At 70.1% G+C, this 18944-nt stretch carries 22 protein-coding genes; 12 read left to right on the top strand and 10 right to left on the bottom strand.

Going from position 1 to position 18944, the window contains the following annotated elements:
• Positions 1-452 precede the first annotated feature (452 nt).
• Positions 453-1673 carry a metallophosphoesterase gene (locus OHT77_RS03240; protein ID WP_328826408.1) on the bottom strand — a complete coding sequence of 407 codons (1221 nt, stop codon included), beginning with the start codon at positions 1671-1673 and terminating at the stop codon, positions 453-455.
• Between the two features lie 293 nt (positions 1674-1966).
• On the opposite strand from OHT77_RS03240, the gene OHT77_RS03235 reads away from it, so the two are divergent.
• Positions 1967-2860, top strand: a complete 894-nt coding sequence (locus OHT77_RS03235; RefSeq protein ID WP_328826407.1) for a serine hydrolase — start codon at positions 1967-1969, stop codon at positions 2858-2860.
• 97 nt (positions 2861-2957) lie between these two features.
• On the opposite strand, the gene OHT77_RS03230 is transcribed toward OHT77_RS03235, so the two are convergent.
• Complete coding sequence (locus tag OHT77_RS03230) at positions 2958-4625, bottom strand: purine-cytosine permease family protein (RefSeq protein ID WP_328826406.1); 1668 nt, start codon at positions 4623-4625, stop codon at positions 2958-2960.
• Between the two features lie 316 nt (positions 4626-4941).
• Here OHT77_RS03230 and OHT77_RS03225 point away from each other — a divergent pair, with 316 nt between their 5' ends.
• The 4 genes from OHT77_RS03225 to OHT77_RS03210 all read left to right on the top strand — a co-directional run bounded on the left by OHT77_RS03225 (position 4942) and on the right by OHT77_RS03210 (position 7144).
• The gene (locus tag OHT77_RS03225) at positions 4942-5397 is read left to right on the top strand and encodes a MarR family winged helix-turn-helix transcriptional regulator (protein WP_328826405.1); all 456 of its coding nucleotides are present in this window, start codon (positions 4942-4944) and stop codon (positions 5395-5397) included.
• Between the two features lie 251 nt (positions 5398-5648).
• Complete coding sequence (locus tag OHT77_RS03220; protein WP_328826404.1) at positions 5649-6140, top strand: DUF2975 domain-containing protein; 492 nt, start codon at positions 5649-5651, stop codon at positions 6138-6140.
• On the top strand, positions 6140-6397 hold the full coding sequence (locus OHT77_RS03215; protein WP_328826403.1) for a helix-turn-helix domain-containing protein: 258 nt from the start codon (positions 6140-6142) through the stop codon (positions 6395-6397). Before OHT77_RS03220 ends, OHT77_RS03215 begins: the two co-directional genes overlap by 1 nt.
• Positions 6398-6676: 279 nt before the next feature.
• Positions 6677-7144: a LysR substrate-binding domain-containing protein gene (locus tag OHT77_RS03210; protein ID WP_328834135.1), complete on the top strand. Its 468-nt coding sequence runs from the start codon at positions 6677-6679 to the stop codon at positions 7142-7144.
• 129 nt (positions 7145-7273) lie between these two features.
• Here the strand turns inward: OHT77_RS03210 and OHT77_RS03205 are convergent, their stop codons facing one another.
• Both OHT77_RS03205 and OHT77_RS03200 read right to left on the bottom strand, forming a co-directional pair.
• Complete coding sequence (locus OHT77_RS03205; protein WP_328826402.1) at positions 7274-8257, bottom strand: tetratricopeptide repeat protein; 984 nt, start codon at positions 8255-8257, stop codon at positions 7274-7276.
• A 124-nt stretch (positions 8258-8381) separates the two neighbouring features.
• Positions 8382-8678, bottom strand: a complete 297-nt coding sequence (locus OHT77_RS03200; RefSeq protein ID WP_443047905.1) for a DoxX family protein — start codon at positions 8676-8678, stop codon at positions 8382-8384.
• 75 nt (positions 8679-8753) lie between these two features.
• Here OHT77_RS03200 and OHT77_RS03195 point away from each other — a divergent pair, with 75 nt between their 5' ends.
• Positions 8754-9116: a winged helix-turn-helix transcriptional regulator gene (locus OHT77_RS03195; protein ID WP_328834133.1), complete on the top strand. Its 363-nt coding sequence runs from the start codon at positions 8754-8756 to the stop codon at positions 9114-9116.
• Between the two features lie 30 nt (positions 9117-9146).
• Here the strand turns inward: OHT77_RS03195 and OHT77_RS03190 are convergent, their stop codons facing one another.
• Positions 9147-9530: an STAS domain-containing protein gene (locus tag OHT77_RS03190; RefSeq protein WP_328834132.1), complete on the bottom strand. Its 384-nt coding sequence runs from the start codon at positions 9528-9530 to the stop codon at positions 9147-9149.
• Positions 9531-9786: 256 nt separating this feature from the next.
• On the opposite strand from OHT77_RS03190, the gene OHT77_RS03185 reads away from it, so the two are divergent.
• The 3 genes from OHT77_RS03185 to OHT77_RS03175 all read left to right on the top strand — a co-directional run bounded on the left by OHT77_RS03185 (position 9787) and on the right by OHT77_RS03175 (position 12955).
• Positions 9787-10536 (top strand): helix-turn-helix domain-containing protein, encoded by a 750-nt coding sequence (locus tag OHT77_RS03185; RefSeq protein WP_328826401.1) that lies wholly within the window; start codon positions 9787-9789, stop codon positions 10534-10536.
• 53 nt (positions 10537-10589) lie between these two features.
• Complete coding sequence (locus tag OHT77_RS03180) at positions 10590-11030, top strand: pyridoxamine 5'-phosphate oxidase family protein (RefSeq protein ID WP_328826399.1); 441 nt, start codon at positions 10590-10592, stop codon at positions 11028-11030.
• Between the two features lie 197 nt (positions 11031-11227).
• Positions 11228-12955 (top strand): sensor histidine kinase, encoded by a 1728-nt coding sequence (locus tag OHT77_RS03175; RefSeq protein ID WP_328826397.1) that lies wholly within the window; start codon positions 11228-11230, stop codon positions 12953-12955.
• Positions 12956-13076: 121 nt separating this feature from the next.
• Here OHT77_RS03175 and OHT77_RS03170 read toward each other — a convergent pair whose 3' ends face one another.
• A complete protein-coding gene (locus tag OHT77_RS03170; RefSeq protein WP_328826396.1) occupies positions 13077-13928 on the bottom strand; it encodes an alpha/beta fold hydrolase in 852 nt (283 codons plus the stop codon).
• 109 nt (positions 13929-14037) lie between these two features.
• Here OHT77_RS03170 and OHT77_RS03165 point away from each other — a divergent pair, with 109 nt between their 5' ends.
• Positions 14038-14439, top strand: coding sequence for a winged helix-turn-helix transcriptional regulator (locus tag OHT77_RS03165; protein ID WP_328826394.1), 402 nt, complete (start codon positions 14038-14040; stop codon positions 14437-14439).
• Between the two features lie 229 nt (positions 14440-14668).
• Here OHT77_RS03165 and OHT77_RS03160 read toward each other — a convergent pair whose 3' ends face one another.
• Positions 14669-15181, bottom strand: a complete 513-nt coding sequence (locus tag OHT77_RS03160; protein WP_328826392.1) for a universal stress protein — start codon at positions 15179-15181, stop codon at positions 14669-14671.
• Between the two features lie 227 nt (positions 15182-15408).
• Here OHT77_RS03160 and OHT77_RS03155 point away from each other — a divergent pair, with 227 nt between their 5' ends.
• A complete protein-coding gene (locus OHT77_RS03155) occupies positions 15409-16257 on the top strand; it encodes a universal stress protein (RefSeq protein ID WP_328826391.1) in 849 nt (282 codons plus the stop codon).
• A gap of 53 nt (positions 16258-16310) precedes the next feature.
• On the opposite strand, the gene OHT77_RS03150 is transcribed toward OHT77_RS03155, so the two are convergent.
• The 3 genes from OHT77_RS03150 to OHT77_RS03140 all read right to left on the bottom strand — a co-directional run bounded on the left by OHT77_RS03150 (position 16311) and on the right by OHT77_RS03140 (position 17956).
• Positions 16311-16469: a hypothetical protein gene (locus OHT77_RS03150; protein WP_328834504.1), complete on the bottom strand. Its 159-nt coding sequence runs from the start codon at positions 16467-16469 to the stop codon at positions 16311-16313.
• Between the two features lie 153 nt (positions 16470-16622).
• A complete protein-coding gene (locus OHT77_RS03145) occupies positions 16623-17324 on the bottom strand; it encodes a response regulator transcription factor (RefSeq protein WP_328826390.1) in 702 nt (233 codons plus the stop codon).
• A gap of 167 nt (positions 17325-17491) precedes the next feature.
• A complete protein-coding gene (locus tag OHT77_RS03140) occupies positions 17492-17956 on the bottom strand; it encodes a cyclic nucleotide-binding domain-containing protein (protein ID WP_328826389.1) in 465 nt (154 codons plus the stop codon).
• Between the two features lie 175 nt (positions 17957-18131).
• On the opposite strand from OHT77_RS03140, the gene OHT77_RS03135 reads away from it, so the two are divergent.
• Positions 18132-18635, top strand: a complete 504-nt coding sequence (locus OHT77_RS03135; protein WP_328826388.1) for a hypothetical protein — start codon at positions 18132-18134, stop codon at positions 18633-18635.
• Positions 18636-18944: the final 309 nt, after the last annotated feature.

Here is an 18944-nt window from a genome sequence, read left to right as displayed (position 1 = left end):
TGTCTCCGTCGTGTGGAGGTGGCAAAGGTCCGTACGCGAGCTCAACTCCTGGGCACTCGTGCGCATGTGCTCCACACCTCCTCCTCGACGGCACCGCCCTGTATCGATGCGAGGCGGCTGGGCGAACCTAGCTGGCCGATCGGCTCGTGGGCAACGGGTTAACGACACACGCTTCCTAGTTCCTGGTGCTCTGCACGGCCGGTCCCGAGGCACGCGCCACGGCCGTCCAGGACGTCACCGCCGACGCGCACCGAGCGGTCGAGAACCATGGGGTCGGCAAAGTCCTGGTGGACGTCATCTCCTGACGCCCAGTCGGCCACGGCTCGCCCACCCGCCGCCCCGGGGAACCCGGCGTGAGGCGGCCCGGTGGGCGGGGTCACCCCGACCACCCCGCACCTCAAGGGATCTCACGTCCCCCTTGCCCCCGCCCCCGGCTTGCCGGCCCAGCAGCTCTACGCCGAGGCCGGCTCCTGCGGGGAGCGGAGGACGAGCAGGGTGATCTCGCTGGGGGCGAAGACGCGGAACGGCGGGCCCCAGAAACCGGTGCCACGGCTGGTGTAGAGGAGGGTGCGGGCGCCGTGGTGGGTGAGGCCGGCCAGGGCGGGCTGGTCGAGGCGGACCAGGTAGTGGAAGGGCCAGATCTGGCCACCGTGGGTGTGGCCGGAGAGCTGGAGATCGATGCCGGCGGCCGCCGCACGGTCGACGAACTTCGGCTGGTGGGCCAGGAGCAGGACGGGCAGGTCGGGATCCGCACCGTTCAGGGCGCCGTCGAGGTGGGCGCGGTGGCCCGCCAGGCCGGAGGACTCGGCGGTGACGTCGTCCACACCGGCGACGACGAGGGTGTCCCCGCCGCGTTCGAGCAGCAGATGCCGGTTGCGCAGCGGCTCCCACCCCAGCTCGCCCATCAGGTCGACCCAGCCCTGGGCCTCGCTGTAGTACTCGTGGTTGCCGGTGACGTACACGCGGGCCCGGGTGGCCTGGACGGTACCGAGCGGGGCGGCCTGGGCGCGGCGGCGTTCGGCCGTGCCGTCCGCGATGTCGCCGGTGTGGCAGACGACGTCGGCGTCCAGGGTGTTGACCGTCTCACACACCCGCGCCGACCAGCGGGCCCGGTCGAGCGGGCCATAGTGGGTGTCGGTGATGAGGGCGACCCGGAGCCCGTCCAACCCGGCACCCAGGCGCGGGAGTTGGACGTCGAGTCGGCGCACGCGCGGCACGCGGCGAGCCTCGGCGTAGCCCCAGACGAGCAGTACGGCGGTCACGCCGAGGACGGCCCACGTGACGATGCGGGCGCGGTCCTCGCCGGTGCCGACCCCGGCCAGGGTCAGGGCGAGCCGCAGCACGATGCCGAGCAGCACGGACCAGGTGAACAGCACCCAACTGGAACCCAGCAGGGTGTCACCGAGGATCGCCGCCCCGTCCTGCTGGCGCTTGCCGTGGCCGCGCCCCATCGCGAGCGGCATGACGACGAGACCGAGGACGAACAGCGCGGTGCCGACCAGCGTGACGGGGAGCGGCCAGTGCTGGCCGCCGTACAGGAGCACCCAGCAGGGGACGGCCCACAACAGGACGGGGGCGATCAGGGGGAGGTAGCGCATCAGGCGGTGCAGCGGGCTCTGCCGCGAAGCTCGCGCCTCGCTGTCTGCGGGTCGGGTGTTGCTCGTGTCGGTCACGCTTCCCCTTTCCGGCCGGGCTGCCGTCCCGCGCACTTTACCGGTCGTTCTCGGGCGGTCGGACGGACGTTCGCCGGGGCGGCGGGACGGGCGGGCGCGGGTGTGGCCTCGTGGGGCGAGGGTGCCTCGTCGGGGCGTGGACGGGCGTAGCGATCCCGGACGATCCAGGCACTGTGGGTGTCGTCACAAATCGGTCCGTTACGGCTTTTTCGTGGCACGGGTCACGTCACGGAACGGCCCCCTCGTCTACGTTCGCAGGTCTGTGCCACCGTCCCCGAGACCTCCGAGGCCCCATGCCGTACCGCCGCCCGAATCTCCGACCCACCACACGGACCGCGAGCGCGCCCGGCCGACGCGGCAGGCGTGCCGGTCTCTGCGCGGTACTGCTCACCGGCTTCGTGACCACCGCCTTCGCGGCCGGTGCGGTCGGCCCGGCCGCGGCAGCCGGCACCGGCACCGGCGATGGCACCACACCCGCGACCGCGCAGAGCGTGGCGCGCGTGACGACCGCCGTGCTGGATCTCGACCACCCCGCCACGAAGCCGCAGGTACGCGGGAAGGATGTCCCCTATGACACGGCCAGCATCGTCAAGGTCGACATCCTCTCCGCGCTGCTCCTCCAGGCACAGGACGCGGGACGTGGTCTCACCCAGCAGGAGCGCACCCTCGCCGAGGCGATGATCGAGCACAGCGACAACGACGCGGCGAACGCCCTCTGGCGGGAGATCGGTCTGGCGCCCGGCCTTAAGGCGGTGAACAAACGCCTCGGCCTGACCTCGACCGTCGGCGGGACCGGCGGACTGTGGGGTCTCACGCGCACCACGGCGTCCGACCAGATCGGCTTGCTGCGCGCGGTCTTCGCCGCAGACGGGACCGCCTCCGCGACCAAGCCCGCACTGACCGCGGCCTCCCGCACCTACATCCGCACGCTGATGACCCGCATCGCCACCGACCAGTCATGGGGCGTCTCAGCGGCCTCCGACTCCGCCTGGGCCCTCAAGAACGGCTGGCTGCAACGCAGCACCACCGGCCTCTGGGACGTCAACAGCGTCGGACAGGTCACCTCGGGAACACACCACTACCTCGTCGCCGTCCTCTCCGACGGCAACACATCGATGGCGAGCGGCATCAAGACCGTCGAAAGCGCGGCCCGCACGGCGGTCACCTCGGCCCGCGCGGCCGGCTGACGGCGTCACCACCTTGAATCGGCCCGCACCGAAGCCCAAACGGGACCGATCACCAAGGTGACCGGTCCCGCCGGAGGAAGGGACGTGCGCTGGTCGTTCAGGCGGCCGTCGGGTGGGCCGGGAGGACGTGGTCGCCGACCTTGTCTGTGCTGAGGCACAGGGAGCAGACCTGCGCGTCGTGGGTCTCGCAGGCGGCCAAGTCCGGGCGCTCGTACGGCTGATGGCAGACGTGGCAGTCGTACGTCGTGGCGCTCGGGTTGCCCTCCGGGTCGAGCAGGGGCTCGTCGATGCCGTCGTCGGTGCGGCGCAGGTAGTACCTGCCCTTGGTGGCGATCGCCATCAGCGGGGTGAGGACGAAGGCGATGACGGCCGCGGCGACGGGGGAGTACGGCTGGAGGGTGTCGCCGAGGCCGTGGAAGTACATGGCGATCGAGAGCCCCGACGCGGCCACGAACGCGACCACGCCGACCGGGTTGACGGCGTACAGCATGCCGCGGCGGAACTCCGGCTGGAGCGGGGAGAGCTTCAGGAGGTACTTGTTGACGCCGATGTCGGTGGCGACGGTGACGATCCAGGCGATGGCGCAGTTCGAGTAGAAGCCCAGGATATTGTTGAGGAAGCTGAACATGTCGGCTTCCATCAGGGCGAGCGCGAAGCCCAGGTTGACCAGGACGAAGACCATGCGGCCGGGGTAGTGCTTGGTGACGCGGGTGAAGGAGTTCGTCCAGGCGAGCGAGCCGGAGTACGCGTTGGTCACGTTGATCTTGATCTGGCTGATCACGACGAGGGCGACGGCCAACGGGATGACCAGCCAGGACGGCATCATCGCGTCGAAGGCGCCCTTGAACTGCTGGATCGGCTCGGGCGCGACGTCCGGTCCGACCTTGGCCAGGATGTACACGGCGAGGAAGACACCGATGGTCTGCTTGAGCGCGCCGAGCACCACCCAGCCGGGACCGGCCATGACCACGGCGGTCCACCAACTGCGCTTGTTCGCCTCGGTCTTGGGCGGCATGAAGCGCAAGTAGTCGATCTGCTCCCCGATCTGCGCGATGAGCGACAGGCACACGCCCGCGCCCAGCAGCACGGAGGCGGTGTTGACGCCGCCGTCGCCGTCCGTGCCCGCGTAGTTGAGGAAGCGGTCGACGGTGCCGGGGTCGGTGGAGATCAGATAGGCGAGCGGCGCGATCATCAGCAGCAGCCAGACCGGGGTGGTCCACACCTGGAGCTTGCTGAGCGCCTTCATGCCGTAGATCACCAGCGGGATCACCATCAGCGTGGAGAGCAAGTAGCCCAGCCAGAGCGGGAGTCCGAGGCCGAGCTTGAGGCCCTGGGCCATGATCGAGCCCTCGAGGGCGAAGAAGATGAAGGTGAAGCTGGCGAAGATGACGCTGGTGAGGACCGAGCCGTAGTAGCCGAAGCCGGAGCCGCGGGTGATCAGGTCCAGGTCGATGTTGTAGCGGGCGCCGTAGTAGGCGAGGGGGAAGCCGGTGACGAAGATGACGACGGCGGCCACGGCGATCGCCACGAGCGCGTTGCCGGTGCCGTGCGCCAGGCCGATGCCGGCGCCGATGGAGAAGTCGGCCATGTAGGCGATGCCGCCGAGGGCGGTGGTGGCCACGACCATCGGAGTCCAGCGGCGGTAACTGCGGGGCGCGAAGCGGAGGGTGTAGTCCTCCATCGTCTCCCTGGTCGCCTGGCTGGTCGCCTCGCTCGTCGGGGAGCCCGGCTCGGCGGCTGTCTGTGGGGACTCGGTCGTACTCATCGGCGGCCCTTCGGGGATGCGGGTGAGGGGGAGCGGGTGGCGCGGATGCCGGGCGCGGGGCGTGAATCCGGCTTTCGAGGTCGCATGCTCTGCTCAGGGGTCGCACGCTAGAAATCGCATGTTTCCCGGAAGTCTTTCGACCTGTGAACGGCTCGTTAAATACTTCCCGGGGGAAGGAAATGTCCCAACAGGGCCACTGCCGGGCTCAGTTCACCGCTTGCTGGGCCGATAGGAGACGCCCGTAGTCAGACCTTTCCCTGGGAAGTACTGTTCGGGGAGATGCAGTCGCCGATGTGAGTTGCGTGTGGAGGAGAGGATGACTGTGGCTTCGGAGTTGCCCCGCGATCTCCCGCAACTGCTGAGCAGTGTGGAGCGGTTGATGACCCGTCGACTCGCCGCCGAACTCGAGGCCGAGGGCTGTTCCGTCGAGGAGTGGCGGGTGTTGTCCCTTCTCTCGGACGGGCGCGGGCACACGATGTCGGATGTCGCCGAGTACGCCCTGATGCCCGCGCCGAGCCTCACCAAGCTGGTCGACCGGCTCGTCTCGGGAGCCCTCGCCTACCGCCGCAAGGACCCCGGGGACGGCCGACGGGTCCTGGTCTATCTCTCCTCCCGGGGCCGCAGCCGGCACCGCGCCCTCGCCGTGCCGGTGGAGCGGGTCGAGACGCAGATGTGGGACGGACTGCCCGGCGCGCGTGACCTGGCAGACGGACTGACCCGCCTCAAGGTGCAGCTGTCGCGGGTGCCGGAGCCGGTCAGAGCTGAGCGATGACGTCGAAGTCCAGGTCGTCGGCCCGGCCGAGGTAGAGCCGCTGCTCGAGATGGTTGGCGCGTTCTCAGCTGCGCCTCGGACCGCCTCTTCGTCGCGATGGACACCGAGCACCTGCTGACCCGCCTGACGGCCCTCGGGCTACCGCCGGCCGCCGTAGAGGCCGTCTCCGCGCCGCCACGCTCCGTTCCGCCACTTGTTGAATCGATCGAATATCGATAGATTCCCATCGTTATTCGATGGAAGGGTGAGCCGTGGGAAAGCTGACAGTGAGTGCGCTGCGCGCCGTGCTCGTGGTGGTGCTCATCGGCACCGTGCTCGTACAGGTGCTGATGGTGTGGACGTTGGTCAGCGGGAACGACCCGGAGGACGGGTCCCGGCCGCTGGCCGCGTTCCGGGTGATCACGATCCTGGGGTTGATGTCGGTCCAGGTCGCCGTCGTCTGCGTATGGCGGCTGGTGGCGATGGTGCGTCGCGGGACGGTGTTCTCCCCGGTCGCCTTCCGCTACGTCGACGGTGTCATCGGCGCGACCGTGGCCATCGCCCTCCTGTGGTTCGCGGTCACGGCCGTCAACGCGCCGGGCCAGCGCGACGATCCGGGAGTCACCCTCATCATGGGCGGGATCGGCCTGGCCATCCTGGGCGTCGCGCTCATCGTCCTCGTCCTGCGCATGCTGCTCGTCCAGGCCGTCGCGCGAGATGTCCAAGCGGCGCGGATGCAGGCCGAGTTGGACGAGGTGATCTGATGCCGATCGCCGTCGACATCGACGTGATGCTGGCCAGGCGCAAGATGTCCGTGGGCGAACTCGCGGACCGCGTGGGGATCACCCCCGCCAACCTCGCGGTCCTCAAGAACGGCCGCGCCAAGGCGGTGCGCTTCGCGACGCTCGCCGCGCTCTGCGAGGTCCTCGAGTGCCAGCCGGGAGACCTGCTGCGGTGGGAAGCCGAGGCCACGACCGGCGATGACGTGGCCCGGGACGAGCAACTCCGCCCCACTCGCTGAGAGATGACTGGCATCAGCAGTGGGCGGGCCAGGTCCGCGACGATGTCCATCCGGCCGGTCGGCGCGGCCTGGGCGATGATCTCGTCGACGGTCTCGGAAGTCCGCGTGCGTAGACCCCGCAGCCGGGGGTGGTTCGGGGTGTCGTTGTAGAGCATCTGCCGGGTCAAGGCCACTGCCAGCGGCCGGAGTTCCTCGGACACGGCGGCGAGGGCGGGGTAACGCGCCGACGACAGGCCCGGGTTGCCCGTCGTGCTTCTGACCGCCGCGTGACCGGTCGCGATCCAGGCCGGCATTCGCGCAAAGCTAGACCCGTGGATCAGTGCGCCCGCGCACTCTGCCCGTGGGCGGGCCTTCGCCCGGTTCGCGAGCGCCCACGGGGTCGTGCCGTCGGCGGAGCACCTGGCCGACCACATGATTGCCGTCCAGACCCTGCTGGCCGCGCAACTCGGTGCGGCGGTGCTGCCCGCGTTCTTCGCGGCCCAGTTGGAGCAGGTGACCGTGACACCGCTGCCCATTACCGGCAGCCAGATCACCCGGACCCTCTACCGCACCGGGCACACCGGCACGGCGGTGGCCGCGCGGGCGGTGGCGGACGCGTTGCAGCAGGCGGCGCGTGATCATGCCGAGACGGGGACCGTCACGGGGCAGGCGAAGGGGGACATCGTGGTCCGGCCCCTGCATGACCCGACGGAGCCGCCATCGTCCTCGGCGTCGCGCGGGGCGCTGGGTACTCCGCGAACCCCCTGACCAGCAGGCGCAGTTCGGCGTCCGGCGCCGCGCTGAGAGGTTGTCCGGCAACTGGTCTTCGGCGGTGATGCGTGAATCCCCTTGTGCCGGGGGTGAGTTGTGCGTGGGGTCGGTGCCCGTGGGGGAGTCTCAGGTGTTTTGGATGCGGCGGGCCGCCGTCACGAGTTCGGCAGGCAATGCGGGGCCGGCGCAGGCGTGGTCGATCAGCAGGTCTCGGTACGGGGTAATCGGCAGGTTCGAGGCCAGTTCGATGAGTTCGTTCAAGTCGGCGGGGGAGCCGGTCAGTCGTGCTCGGTAGGCGGCTCCGGCGGCGCGGAGTGTGAGTTCTGTCGGTGCGTGGGCTGTTCCCTGGTCTGTCAGTCGGACCGCGGCGGCGAAGTCGCCCTGCTCGGCGTGTATGTCGGCCAGGTCGAGGTACAGCGACCAGTTGGCCGGGTCGAGGGCGAGAGCGCGCTCGAACGCAGCCGCCGTCTGTTCGGGGTTGCCCAACTTGCGCCATGTGCCTGCTCGTACGACCTCTGTGAGCATGATCCGCTGCAATGAGTCCGCCTGGTCGCAGAGTGCGAAGGACGTATCGGTGAGACCGCATGCCCGCAGCAGGATGGCCATCTTGGCCAACGCGTCCGGTGAGGGTCGGTCGGCAGCGATCGTGTCGATGGCTCGGAACCAGGGGTGAAAGCGTTTCCGCATGCTTTCGGTGTCCAGGGCGTGGCCGTAGTCCATCGTTCGCATCGCGGCCTCGGCCAACGCGTCGGCGCTCACGGCTCCGAGGAATCGTGCGTCGTTGAACCAGGGCGCGCCGGCCCAGGCGATCTCGGGCTGCGCACCCGTCACCGTGCCGATCGCCAGTGCCGCACTGTCCATATCGCCATCGAGGAAGCTGACGTACGACTGCGCCAGTAGCGTCCTCAAGGAGCCGGCCCCCTGGACGACTTCGGTGAGTTCGGAACGCCTGTCCCTCCACAGCTCGGCAAGGGCCGTATAGGGCTCGGGGTTCTCGGGCGCGGCGGCGATGGCACCCGTCAGATAGTGCACGGCTGCTGCCGGGCTGCCTCCGCAATGCGCCATCACCTGCGCGAGACCTACTCCGGCTGCTACCGCTTGATTCGACATCGTCCGAGGGTATCCGTGGTGGATCAACGACGGTCCTGGGGCTTGTTGTTGGTGGTCTCGCCAGGTTGTGCACTCAATTGGCTGGCTGGGCCACGGACCCGGTACGTCGCGCTGCAACGGCCGGTCAGCCCAGGAAGCGGCCGGTCGCGGTGAAGGCGGCGAGTAGGAGCAGGAGCGCGTTGACGGGCAGCGGTTGGGTTTCGTGGCGGACCAGGTGTATTCGTAGCGCGAATATCTGTATGACGGCCAGGCCGACCGCGGCGATCGGGGTGAGGATCGGGGCGATCCCGGTCAGCCAGGGCAGGATCACGCCGAGTGCGCCGAGGATCTCCACCAGCCCGACCGCCTTCACCGCCGCGTCCGACGAGTCCTTCATCCAGTCGAAGTTGCCCGACGCGACCAACTGCTCGCGCGGGCGCACGAGTTTGAGCCCACCCGCGGCGATGTAGGTCAGTGCCAGCAGGCCCTGGACAATCCACTGGCGAAGGTCACACGCGTGACGACCGATCGTGCCCCGCGGATCCCGGAGGGCGGTGCGGTTCGCGAGGTGCTGGACCGGATCGGGGACAAGTGGAGCCTGCTGGTGATCGGCACGCTGCGGTCCGGTCCGTTGCGGTTCGGTGAGTTGGAGACGGCGATTGGTGGCATCTCTCAGCGGATGCTGACGCTGACGCTCAAAAACCTGGTCGAGGACGGGCTGCTCGTGCGTACCGCCTACGCGGAGGTGCCGCCTCGGGTCGAGTACGAGATGACCGAGTTGGGGCGGAGTCTCGTGCCGTTGGTGATGGCGCTCGCCGAGTGGGCGATGGCCAACCATGAGCAGATCAATGCGAACCGTAGGTCCAGGTCCTCCAAGTAGTGCGTGGCCCTGCTGATGAGTCGCTTGGAGTCAGCCCGCTGCCGCTGAGGTGTCGTCGAACTCCGGCCTGGCGGCCAGGGCGTTCGAGAGCCGTGTGTGGATCTCGAAGACGCCGCCGAGTTGGGCGTGGCGCAGTATCCGCAGGAAGCCGGCGTCAGCGGTGACGAGCCGGAGCCGTCCGCCCCGGGTCGCCGTCCGGTTCCGTGCTCGGCACAGCACACCCAGCCCGGCGCAGTCGACGAACGACACGGTGCGCAGGTCCAGTACGAGATCGGGATGGGGGCCTGCGGTCAGCATGTCCAGGCGGGCCGACAGCGGCTGCGCCGTGAGGAGGTCGAGCTCGCCGGACAGCGTCAGGACGGTCGTCCCGGCGATCACACGTTCCGAGGAGCGCAGGGTGGCGGTGGTGTACATCTCGGTCATGGTGCGAGCCAACCGCCCAGGTGGTCCCGCGTGGAAGGGCCGACCGGCCCCGTCCGCATGTTCGACCTCGCCGTGCGGCCGAGCCCGCAATCGTGCGGTCGTAGCGAGCCCGTTCGGCCGACTGCACGAGCCCGTCCGGCCGGACTATGAGGGCCGACCGGCCCAAGCCAGGAACGACGGACCCGCACACGCTGGACACACGAGGAAGTCGCCGTCCAGGCGGCAGGGCGAAAGGAAGTGACCGGTCATGTCTGACTCGTTCCCGATGAGCGCGACGGAGGGCTCACCCGCGGGTGACCTCGGGCGTCGGATCGCCGTACGGCGTACGGCACTTGGGCTCTCCCGGGAGGAGACGGCCGACCGGGCGGGCGTGGCGGGGAGCTATCTCCAGTACCTGGAGGAGTTTCCCGGTGCCGCGCCGGGCCGGAATGTTCTCCTCAGGCTTGCCGATGTCCTGCGGACCAGCGTGACCGACCTTGCCGGGGGCGACGGCGACCGGACGCCGGGCTCGGGGCGAGCCGGTTCCGACCCGACGTTCACCGAGCTGACCGTCGACGAGTGCCGTGAGCTGTTGTCGGCGCATGGAGTGGGCAGGGTTGCGATACCCACCGCGTCGGGACCCGTCATCGTGCCGGTCAACTACAGCGTGGTGGACGGCGCGATCGTGTACCGGACCGCTCACGGTGCGATGCCGTCCCGGGCGGCGGGCTGCCAGGTGACCTTCGAGATCGACCGTATCGACGACACGTTCGCGGAAGGCTGGAGTGTGCTGGCGCTCGGCCGGGCGCGGACCGTGACCGAAGCGGACGACGTACGGCGTCTGACGGAACACGCGTTCAGCGCGCCGTGGGCCGGCGGTGTGCGCGAGGAATGGGTTCGTATCGACGCGCTGAGTCTCACCGGACGCCGGATCACCACGCGGCAGGGGACGTTCGCCGCAGCGGACGGGACTGATGGCCCCTCACCCGCCGACCTCGCGCGGCGGATCGTGGAGTGACACCCATCCATGGACCCGCAGAGCCGCGCACAGGGCGAGAGACGGACTGGCTGATGTATTCCAACGACGGATTCCGCGAACTGGAACGTCACGAGTGCCTGCGTCGGCTCGGGCAGGCGGTCGTCGGCCGCATCGTCCACACTCGCCAGGCCCTGCCCGCCGTACTGCCCGTGAACTTCTCCCTGGACCATGACGGCGCGGTGCTGCTGTGCACCTCCGCTGCCTCGGAGCTGGTGCGCGCGATCGACGGCTCTGTGGTCGCCTTCGAGGTCGACGAGGTCGATGCCCTCGCGCACTCCGGCTGGAGCGTGGTCGTCACCGGATCGGCCACCGTCGTGACCGACCCGGCCGAACACGAACGCCTGACCCGCACCGGCCCGGCCTCCTGGGTGCCCTCGCCGCAGGAGGTCTTCGTCCGCGTCGAGCCCGAGATGGTGACGGGGCGTGAAATCGTCGGCGGGCGTTCGGTGTACAGGGTGGATCTCTCCGGTTGACCTGGGAGATCCCGGGTCGGCACAAGCTGAAGGGCACGCGGGCACGCGGGCACGTGGCTGGGCAAGAACCTCGTCGCGGGCCCGGGCATTTCCTCCAAAGGCGTGATCCCGTATCCCCACCAGCTTGGGGGCGACTACCGTGGCACGTGACCGGAGTCGTAGGCCGGCGGCGCGATGAGGGGATCTGGAGGATCACCGTGGGAAGCCCTGAGGAGTCCCGGGTGGCACGGATCCGGCTGCCGCAGCTCAAGATGGACGAGCTGCTGGAGGAGCTGCAGGCCCGCCTGGACACCGCCCGGGGTACGCGCGACCGCGTGCACAGCCTGCTGGAGGCGGTCCTCTCGGTCGGCCGGGAGCTGGACCTGGAGCAGGCTCTCCACAGCATCGTGGAAGCGGCGGCGGTCCTGGTCGACGCGGAGTACGCCGCGCTCGGTGTGATCACCCCGGACGGGAAGGCGCTGTCGGCCTTCCACACGGTCGGTGTCACCGAGGAACAGATCGCCGAGATCGGCCCCTATCCGCAGGGCCACGGCATTCTGGGCGAGCTGATCCGCCACCCGGAGCCGTTGCGGCTCGCGAAGATCTCACAGCACTCCGCCTCGTACGGCTTCCCGGCCCACCATCCGCCGATGAACAGCTTCCTCGGTGTCCCGATCCGGGTGCGCGAGCAGGTCTTCGGCAACCTGTACCTGACCGAGAAGCGCGGGGGTGCGCAGTTCGACGAGGACGACGAGTCGGTGCTGTCGACGCTGGCCGTGGCGGCGGGCGTGGCGATCGACAACGCCCGTCTGTATGAGGAGTCCCGGCTGCGGGAGCGCTGGCTGCAGGCCAACGCCGAGGTCACCCACAGGCTGATGTCCAGGAGCGCGCGGACCGACGTCCTCGCCCTGATCGCCGAGCGGGCCGGCGAGATCACGGGATCGGCCCTCGCGGCGGTGGCCCTGCCGATGGAGGACACCGGGTCACTCGCCGTGGAGATCGCCGTCGGGATGGACGCCGAGGCGCACCAGGGGCTCGTCCTGTCCCTGGACCGCAGCCTGATGGGACTGGCCTTCGCCCGTGCCGCCCCCGTCACCAGCGCGGACGTGGGCCACGACGCTCGCATCTCGCTGGACCCACCGCGTTTCGGGGGACTGGGTCCTGCTGTGGCCGTGCCCATCGGTACGGGCGAGGCGGGTGTGCGGGGTGTGGTCCTGCTGGCGCGGGAGGCGGGGCGGCAGCCCTTCTCTTCGACGGAGACCGAGACCCTTCAGGCCTTCGCCGCGCAGGCGGCCGTAGCGATGGAACTGGCCGATCGCCGTCTGGACGCCGAGAAGATCGCCGTGCTCCAGGACCGCGACCGCATCGCCCGCGACCTGCACGACCTGGCCATCCAACGGCTGTTCGCCACCGGTATGACCCTGCAGAGCGCCGGCCGTTTCATCGACCACGACGAGGCCGCCGAGCGTGTGGCGCGGGCGGTGGACGACCTGGACGAGACCATCAAGATCATCAGGTCGACGATCTTCGGCCTGCGGGCGCGTGACGGCGGCGCGGGGACGGGGCTACGGGCTCGTGTCGTGCGCGCGGCCGGCGAAGCCGCACCCGTGCTCGGCTTCGCACCGAGCGTCCGGATGGAGGGCCTGGTCGACACCGACGTGCCTCGGGAGACCGCCGACCACGTGATCGCCGTGCTCTCCGAGGCCCTGACCAACATCGCCCGGCACGCCCAGGCCGACCGCGCGGATGTGGCCCTGGTGACCGACGGCCGGGAGGTCTGCCTGTCGGTCACCGACAACGGCGTGGGCATCCCGGCCGAGGGCCGACGCAGCGGGCTGCGGAACATGGAGGAGCGGGCGCGGCAACTGGGCGGAGACCTGGAGTGGAGCACTCCGGGGGGTGGCGGCACTGCGCTTGTGTGGAAGGTGCCGGTGAGGGAGGAGTAGGCGCCCGCGTCGTCTCGGCAGATCGGACGTCACGCAGACGCGGTGGTGGCTTGTACGTGTTTGGCGCGCCGGGGAACGCAACGACCCTAGGGCGTGTATCGAGTGGCGGCGGCTGTCCCGGTCACGCTGCGATCTCGTCCTCACCGGCCAGGAACGGGTTCAACAGCTTGAGCAGGGCGTGTGGTCGGTGCAGGGGGATGATGTGGCCGCAGTTCTCGATGACGTGGGCGGTGAGGTCGTCGGTGACGGGGCGGAGTTGGTGTTCCAGTGCGGTGCCGACAGGGTGTGCGCCCAGGGCCATGGTCGGCATCGTCAGGCGGGTGGTGGTGACGGCCTGCGCGATCTGCTGTGCGCTTTCGGGCAGGGCCCGGTAGTACGAGAACGCGCGCCGCAATGCGTGGCTGCCCGTGTACGCGTGGACAAAGGCATCCCGGATGGCAGGGGGTACCCCGTCGCCGAGCGTGCCGGTGTGCAGGAACCAGTCGATGTAGGCCGCCTCGTGGCCTTCCAGCACGGTCTCGGCGAGGCCCGGCGCTGCGGTGTGGAAGCCGAACCACCACGGCGGCCCGCCGGCAAGGAAGTCCTCGGCGCCGGGCAGCCCGCCCAGCACGGACTCCATGAGGACCAGGCGCCGGACGAGACCGGGGTGGCGCAGGGCGAGGAGGAAAGCCGCCGGGGTACCCGCGTCGATACCCACCACGGCGGCCGAGGGTACGCCGAGTTCGGTGAGAAGCGCTGCGGCGTCCTCCGCCAGGGTGCCGGCGTCGTACCCGGAGGCGGCTGGGCTGCTCGCACCGAATCCGCGCAGGTCCGGTGCGATGACGCGGTAACGGTCGGACAGGTCGGCCATGACGTCCGTCCACAGCTCCCAGGTGTGCGGAAAGCCGTGCAGCAGCAAGACGGCCGGGCCTGATCCGGCGAGGGCGACATTGAGTTCGACGCCATTGACGGGGATGCGTCGCAATTCGGGCACGGGGGCTCCAGGCCTGGTGAGGGGCGGTGAGGAATGGTGACAGGGTCACGCTAGGGAACTAGCCTGGTCCTTCCAAGACGGCACTTTCCCATCAGGTGGTGAGCCCGAGGTGACCACGTCCACGCCCGGCGAACCCGCTCGGCGGCCGGGTGAGCGCGGTGATCTGCTGGACCCGCTCTGCCCGACCCGCCAGTTGCTCGACCGCATCGGTACCAAGTGGACGTCGATGGTGGTGAAGGTGTTGGCCGAGACGGATCCCGATGAAATCCGGTTCGCGGAACTTCGGCGGCGCATCCCGGGCATCTCGCAGAAGATGCTGTCCGTCACGCTGCAGAGTCTGGTCCGCGACGGCCTGGTCGCCCGCCGCGTGGAACCCACCGTGCCGCCCGCCGTCCACTACCGGCTCACCGAGCTGGGCCTCTCCCTCGAAACGCCGCTTGCCGCTCTGCGGGTCTGGGCCGAGACGCACATGCCCGAGATCGACCGCAGCAACAGGCTCGCCGGGGCCTGATGGTCCGCAAACGATGTGGCGTATCCCGCGGCGACGCAGACATGTGTGGCTGTTGCGGGAGGCGTATCCGTAGCCGACCCGCACACGAACAGGAGGGACGCGCGGCCCGTCCGCCTTCGAGCTCTTCGGCAACAACGCCTCTAACGCTGGCCACTGACCATCCGTCAGATCGGCTCATGCTGTGAAACCGAGATCATCCATCGCGCAAGAACAACTCTCGAGGCGTCCCTTAGGGGGCTCGACTCCCGGCCGGCAAAGGCGAGTTGACGGCCTCCACCGGCTCCTGGAGCCGGTCCGCGACCGGCACGGTCACCACGGGGACCGTCGCGTGCCGTAGGCATTCACGGCCCACCGGGCCGACGGAGGGCATTCCGAAGGTGCCGTGTGCCTTGCGTCCCAGGGTCAACAGGCGGGCGCCACGGGCTTGTTGGAGCAGTACACGGGCGGGTGGTCCCTCCAGGACGACGCGGAGGACGGTATCGCCGGTCCGGGATCCGAGGGCCTCGCGCACGGTGGTGGCGAGGACCTGCGTGGCCTGCTCGTGCTCCTGGGCGACTGTGGGCCCGGCGGGCATCGGAGCGTAGGGCGCGTGACCGTTCGCGGCCGGTTCCCAGGCGTGGACGGCGACCAGGTCCGCGTGCAGGACGGTTGCCTGCTCGGCCGCCCAGCGCAGCGCGGCCATCGACGCCGCGGATCCGTCGACGCCCACCACGATGCCGTTGCCGTCGGTGTGTTCGGTCATGGCGGCCTCCCTGGTCGGTGTCCTGTCACCACAGTGGCCCGGATACGGATGCCGTGGCGTGGGCCGACGGGCCCTGGCCGGTGGCCGGGAGGGCGCGGCGGGAGGGCCGGTCGGTGGGGCGAAGGGGTCCGTCCGGCCCCTGTGGGCGTGCGGTGGGCGGCGCGAGTCTGGGTCCAGTGGAGCGCTTCTTCCGTTCGGGGAGGGTGCCTGGAGAGGGGTGGACTGCGATGAGTGGGCCGGTGGTCGTGGGAGTGGACGGTTCGCGGTCGAATCTGGCGGTGGTGGAATGCGCCGCACGCGAGGCCGAACGGCTCGGTGTCGACCTGGAGTTGACGCAGGCGGTCGGCTGGCCGGCCGGTGCCGGGCGGTTCGGAATTCCCTCGTGGGAGGCGGGCGTGACCGGCGGCCACGCGTCGACGAGTGGATTGCTGGCCGAGGCCGAGCGGAGCGCCCGTGGTGCCGCACCGGGCGTGAGGATCTCGCGCGGAGTCCTCGTCGGCGCACCGGGGACTGTGCTGGAGCGCGAGTCCCGCGCCGCCTCGCTGACCGTCGTCGGAAGCGACGGCGCACGAGGCCGTGGCACCCTGCGCGACGGCTCGCTCGCCGGGCACCTGTCCGGGTGTCTGTCCGGCCCGCTGCTGGTGGTGCGCGGCCGGCCGAACCCGGTGGGCCCGGTGCTGCTCGTGGTCCATGGCGCGTCGACGCTGCGCGGAGCCGCCGAGTTCGCCTTCGCCGAGGCCTCGGCACGCGGAGCCGACCTGGTCTCCGTGCAACTGCGGAACATCTCCGCCACGCGTCCCTACGGCGGTCCCGCCCCGGTCGACACCCGGGACGAGGAGGACGTCGCGCTCACCGAGGCGCTCTCCGAGCTGCGCGAGCGGTACGCGGACGTCACCCTGCGCTGCCGCCAGCTGCAGGGCCGGTCCCGCCGGGCCCTCGTCGAGGCCAGCGGGGACAGCCAGCTCCTGGTGGTCGGGGTGCGCGACCGGTACCGGTTCGCGCGGCTCCCGCTGGACCCGGTCTGCCAGACCGCACTGCACGAGGCGGACTGCCCTGTCGCCCTCGTCCGCTGCTAGCCCCTCGCGGGAGGCCGTAGACACCAGTGACCGGTAGCACCCCAAGTGGAGTTCTACCGGGCACCTGTCTGGGTGAACTCCAGTCGGCCGTGCGGGAGTTGATCGCGCAGGTCGGGCCACTCCAGCGCTTGGTGAAGGAGCGAGGCCCTCACGCCGTGGGCGGTGGTCACCAGCAGGGCGCGTTCCAGCGGGCCGATTGCCTCCGGTGGCATGCAGAGGGCTTCGCCGCCCGGTGGGTGGACCCAGCGGCGGCTTTCCGCGGCGCGGCCCGTGCCGGCGGAGTGTCGAGAACCGGGCAGAGGTGTGGGGAGGTCCGGGAGAGGGGCGTACGGCTTCGTGTCCGGCCGTAGGGCCCCTCGCGCGGCTCAGCCGCCGGAGCGGTGGGTGGACTCGGACTGTTCCAGGTGGGTGGCGAGGACCGCGGCCTGAACCCGGCGTTGGACGCCCAGCTTGGCGAGGAGCCGGGAGATGTGGTTCTTGACGGTCTTCTCCGACAGGTAGAGCCGCTTGCCGATCTCGCGGTTGGTGAGTCCGTCGCCGATCAGTGCGAGGATCTCTCGCTCGCGCGGCGAAAGGCTTGCCAACTCCGGTGCCATTTGCGGGGCTTGGGTCGGTTCGGCTCGCAGTGAGCGCATCAGGCGGGCTGTCGTCGCGGGGTCGAGCATCGACTGGCCGGAGGCGACGGTGCGTACCGCCGAGACCAGGTCGGAGCCCTTGATCTGCTTGAGGACGTAGCCGGACGCCCCGGCCATGATGGCGTCGAGCAGGGCGTCCTCGTCGTCGAACGAGGTGAGCATCAGCACGGCCAACTCCGGCATCCGGTCACGGAGTTCGCGGCAGACGGTGATGCCGTCGCCGTCGGGGAGACGTACGTCCAGGACGGCTACGTGCGGGCGTACCGCGGGGGCTCGTACGAGGGCGTGTTCGACGTTCTCGGCGTCGCCGACCACCGAGATGTCCTCCTCGGCGTCCAGGAGGTCCGACAGACCGCGGCGCACGACCTCGTGGTCGTCCAGCAGGAAGACGCGGATCGGGTCCTGCGCGGTGAAGGTGCGTGCCTCGGTCATCTCGACGCCTCGTTCCCCGGAGTGTGAACGGACTGCGCACCGTCCGTGACCTCGATCATCACGCGCCCGGCCCCGAAGCACTAGGGCCGACCGGCCCAACCCGCCCTCGCGCCGTCACGGCTCCGCGATCTCCTCGCCGTATCGGAGGGCGCTCGCCCTCCGCTCGCTCACCGCATGCCACCACTGCCATACGGGCCGTACAGGTCCAGCAGCCGGGTGCGGGCCGAGCGAAGTCGGTGGGCCACGATGTCGCCCACCCACTGGGAGACGTTCACGCCGAACTCGGGATCGTCCTTGCACAGGGCGCGTACGGCCCCGGCGTCGAATTCCCAGGCCCGTACCGGGATCGTCGCCTCGGCGCCCAGGTGCCAGGTGTGTGGGCCGAACAGCCAGGACCAGCCGACGAGTTCGTTGTGCCCCAGTGACTCGATGACGGCGGCCTGGCGACCGGGCACGTGCATGTCGAGGGCTACCGTCCCGGTGCGGATGATCCAGAACCGGTCGGCGCGGGCGCCCTCATGGAGGAGCCGGGTGCCCTGCGGGACGGACACTTCGCGGGCGAGTTCCATCAGTTGCTCGCGGTGCTCCGGGGGCAGGGCTCGCGGCATGCTCATGGTCGGGGAAGCGTTCATGGCGACCTCCGGAAGGCGTGTGTAGCTACCACTTCCAGCGTCCGCGCCCGGCTCCCGACGGACCATGGGCCATCCAGCCCGGGGACTGGGCCGACCGGTGCCCCAGGAGAGCATCTCGTCTCACGGAAGCAGGGGTGCCGTCGGCGTCCGGGAGGTGGGTTCGTACGATCGGAGCGTGATCAATCGGACCACGGTGGCTACGGGGCGGAAGCGGGTCTTCGGGATCGTCGTCTGCGGAGTGATGGCTCTGTTCCTCTTCGGGCTCGCCGGCTACATGGCCGTCGCGGCCGTCGGGCGCCTGGGGCTGGACGGGCAGGAGCTGACCATGCGGGTCACGGACTGCGAGGCTTCCGCGCCGGTCACAACATCCCGGGGCGGCGGGCATCCCGACCTCGACTGCAAGGGGTTCGTGGACCCGGCGCAGGACCCCGGCGCCGGGACTCGCAGGATCACGGCGACCGGCTTCTCCTCCGCGCCCGTCTTCGGCGCGCCGGTGAAGGTGGCCAAGGAGCCGTGGGGGTCCTGGGTGCCGGTGGACCAGGGCAACTGGAACCGGCTGGGCCGCGCACTCTCCCCACTGATCCCGCTCGCCTTCGCGGGCCTGTTCGCCACGGCGCCCGTGGCCGCCTACCGCCGGTGGAAGAACGCCAGGCGGATGCCCGAGGGGGCCTCGGCGTAGAAGAGGCCGCGCTTCCCGAGCGCGTCGGGAAGGGGGTCGTATCAGTTCGGCGTCGAGGCTTCTCCACCCGGGCGAGCGGCCGAGCCGGACGGCGAGCAGTCGAACCCCGTCCGGCTCACCACCAATCCCTCAGGCCGGCTCACCACCAATCCCTCAGGCCGGCTCACCACCAGTCACTCAGGGACGCACGAACCATCCCGTCGGCCCAACCGGCCCTGCAGAAGGGGACGTTCAGCCCGGTACCGACGGACCAACGGCATCAGGTCACCGGAGGCCGGGCGCACGAGAGTCAAGGGTGCAACGAACGAA

The sequence above is a fragment of the Streptomyces sp. NBC_00252 genome (assembly GCF_036187565.1).
Classification (GTDB): domain Bacteria; phylum Actinomycetota; class Actinomycetes; order Streptomycetales; family Streptomycetaceae; genus Streptomyces.
The sequence above is the reverse complement of the archived record's forward strand: the minus strand, read 5'-3'. Positions and strand labels throughout refer to the sequence as shown.

Bases quoted from the DNA above. Each gene is read 5' to 3' on its own strand.
- OHT77_RS03215 (WP_328826403.1), top strand. From the start codon at position 6,140: ATGCCGATCGCCGTCGACATCGACGTGATGCTGGCCAGGCGCAAGATG.
- OHT77_RS03225 (WP_328826405.1), top strand. From the start codon at position 4,942: ATGACTGTGGCTTCGGAGTTGCCCCGCGATCTCCCGCAACTGCTGAGC.
- OHT77_RS03235 (WP_328826407.1), top strand. From the start codon at position 1,967: ATGCCGTACCGCCGCCCGAATCTCCGACCCACCACACGGACCGCGAGC.
- OHT77_RS03205 (WP_328826402.1), bottom strand. From the start codon at position 8,257: ATGTCGAATCAAGCGGTAGCAGCCGGAGTAGGTCTCGCGCAGGTGATG.
- OHT77_RS03140 (WP_328826389.1), bottom strand. From the start codon at position 17,956: ATGAACGCTTCCCCGACCATGAGCATGCCGCGAGCCCTGCCCCCGGAG.
- OHT77_RS03160 (WP_328826392.1), bottom strand. From the start codon at position 15,181: ATGACCGAACACACCGACGGCAACGGCATCGTGGTGGGCGTCGACGGA.
- OHT77_RS03155 (WP_328826391.1), top strand. From the start codon at position 15,409: ATGAGTGGGCCGGTGGTCGTGGGAGTGGACGGTTCGCGGTCGAATCTG.
- OHT77_RS03190 (WP_328834132.1), bottom strand. From the start codon at position 9,530: ATGTACACCACCGCCACCCTGCGCTCCTCGGAACGTGTGATCGCCGGG.
- OHT77_RS03150 (WP_328834504.1), bottom strand. From the start codon at position 16,469: ATGCCACCGGAGGCAATCGGCCCGCTGGAACGCGCCCTGCTGGTGACC.
- OHT77_RS03145 (WP_328826390.1), bottom strand. From the start codon at position 17,324: ATGACCGAGGCACGCACCTTCACCGCGCAGGACCCGATCCGCGTCTTC.
- OHT77_RS03185 (WP_328826401.1), top strand. From the start codon at position 9,787: ATGTCTGACTCGTTCCCGATGAGCGCGACGGAGGGCTCACCCGCGGGT.
- OHT77_RS03230 (WP_328826406.1), bottom strand. From the start codon at position 4,625: ATGAGTACGACCGAGTCCCCACAGACAGCCGCCGAGCCGGGCTCCCCG.
- OHT77_RS03180 (WP_328826399.1), top strand. From the start codon at position 10,590: ATGTATTCCAACGACGGATTCCGCGAACTGGAACGTCACGAGTGCCTG.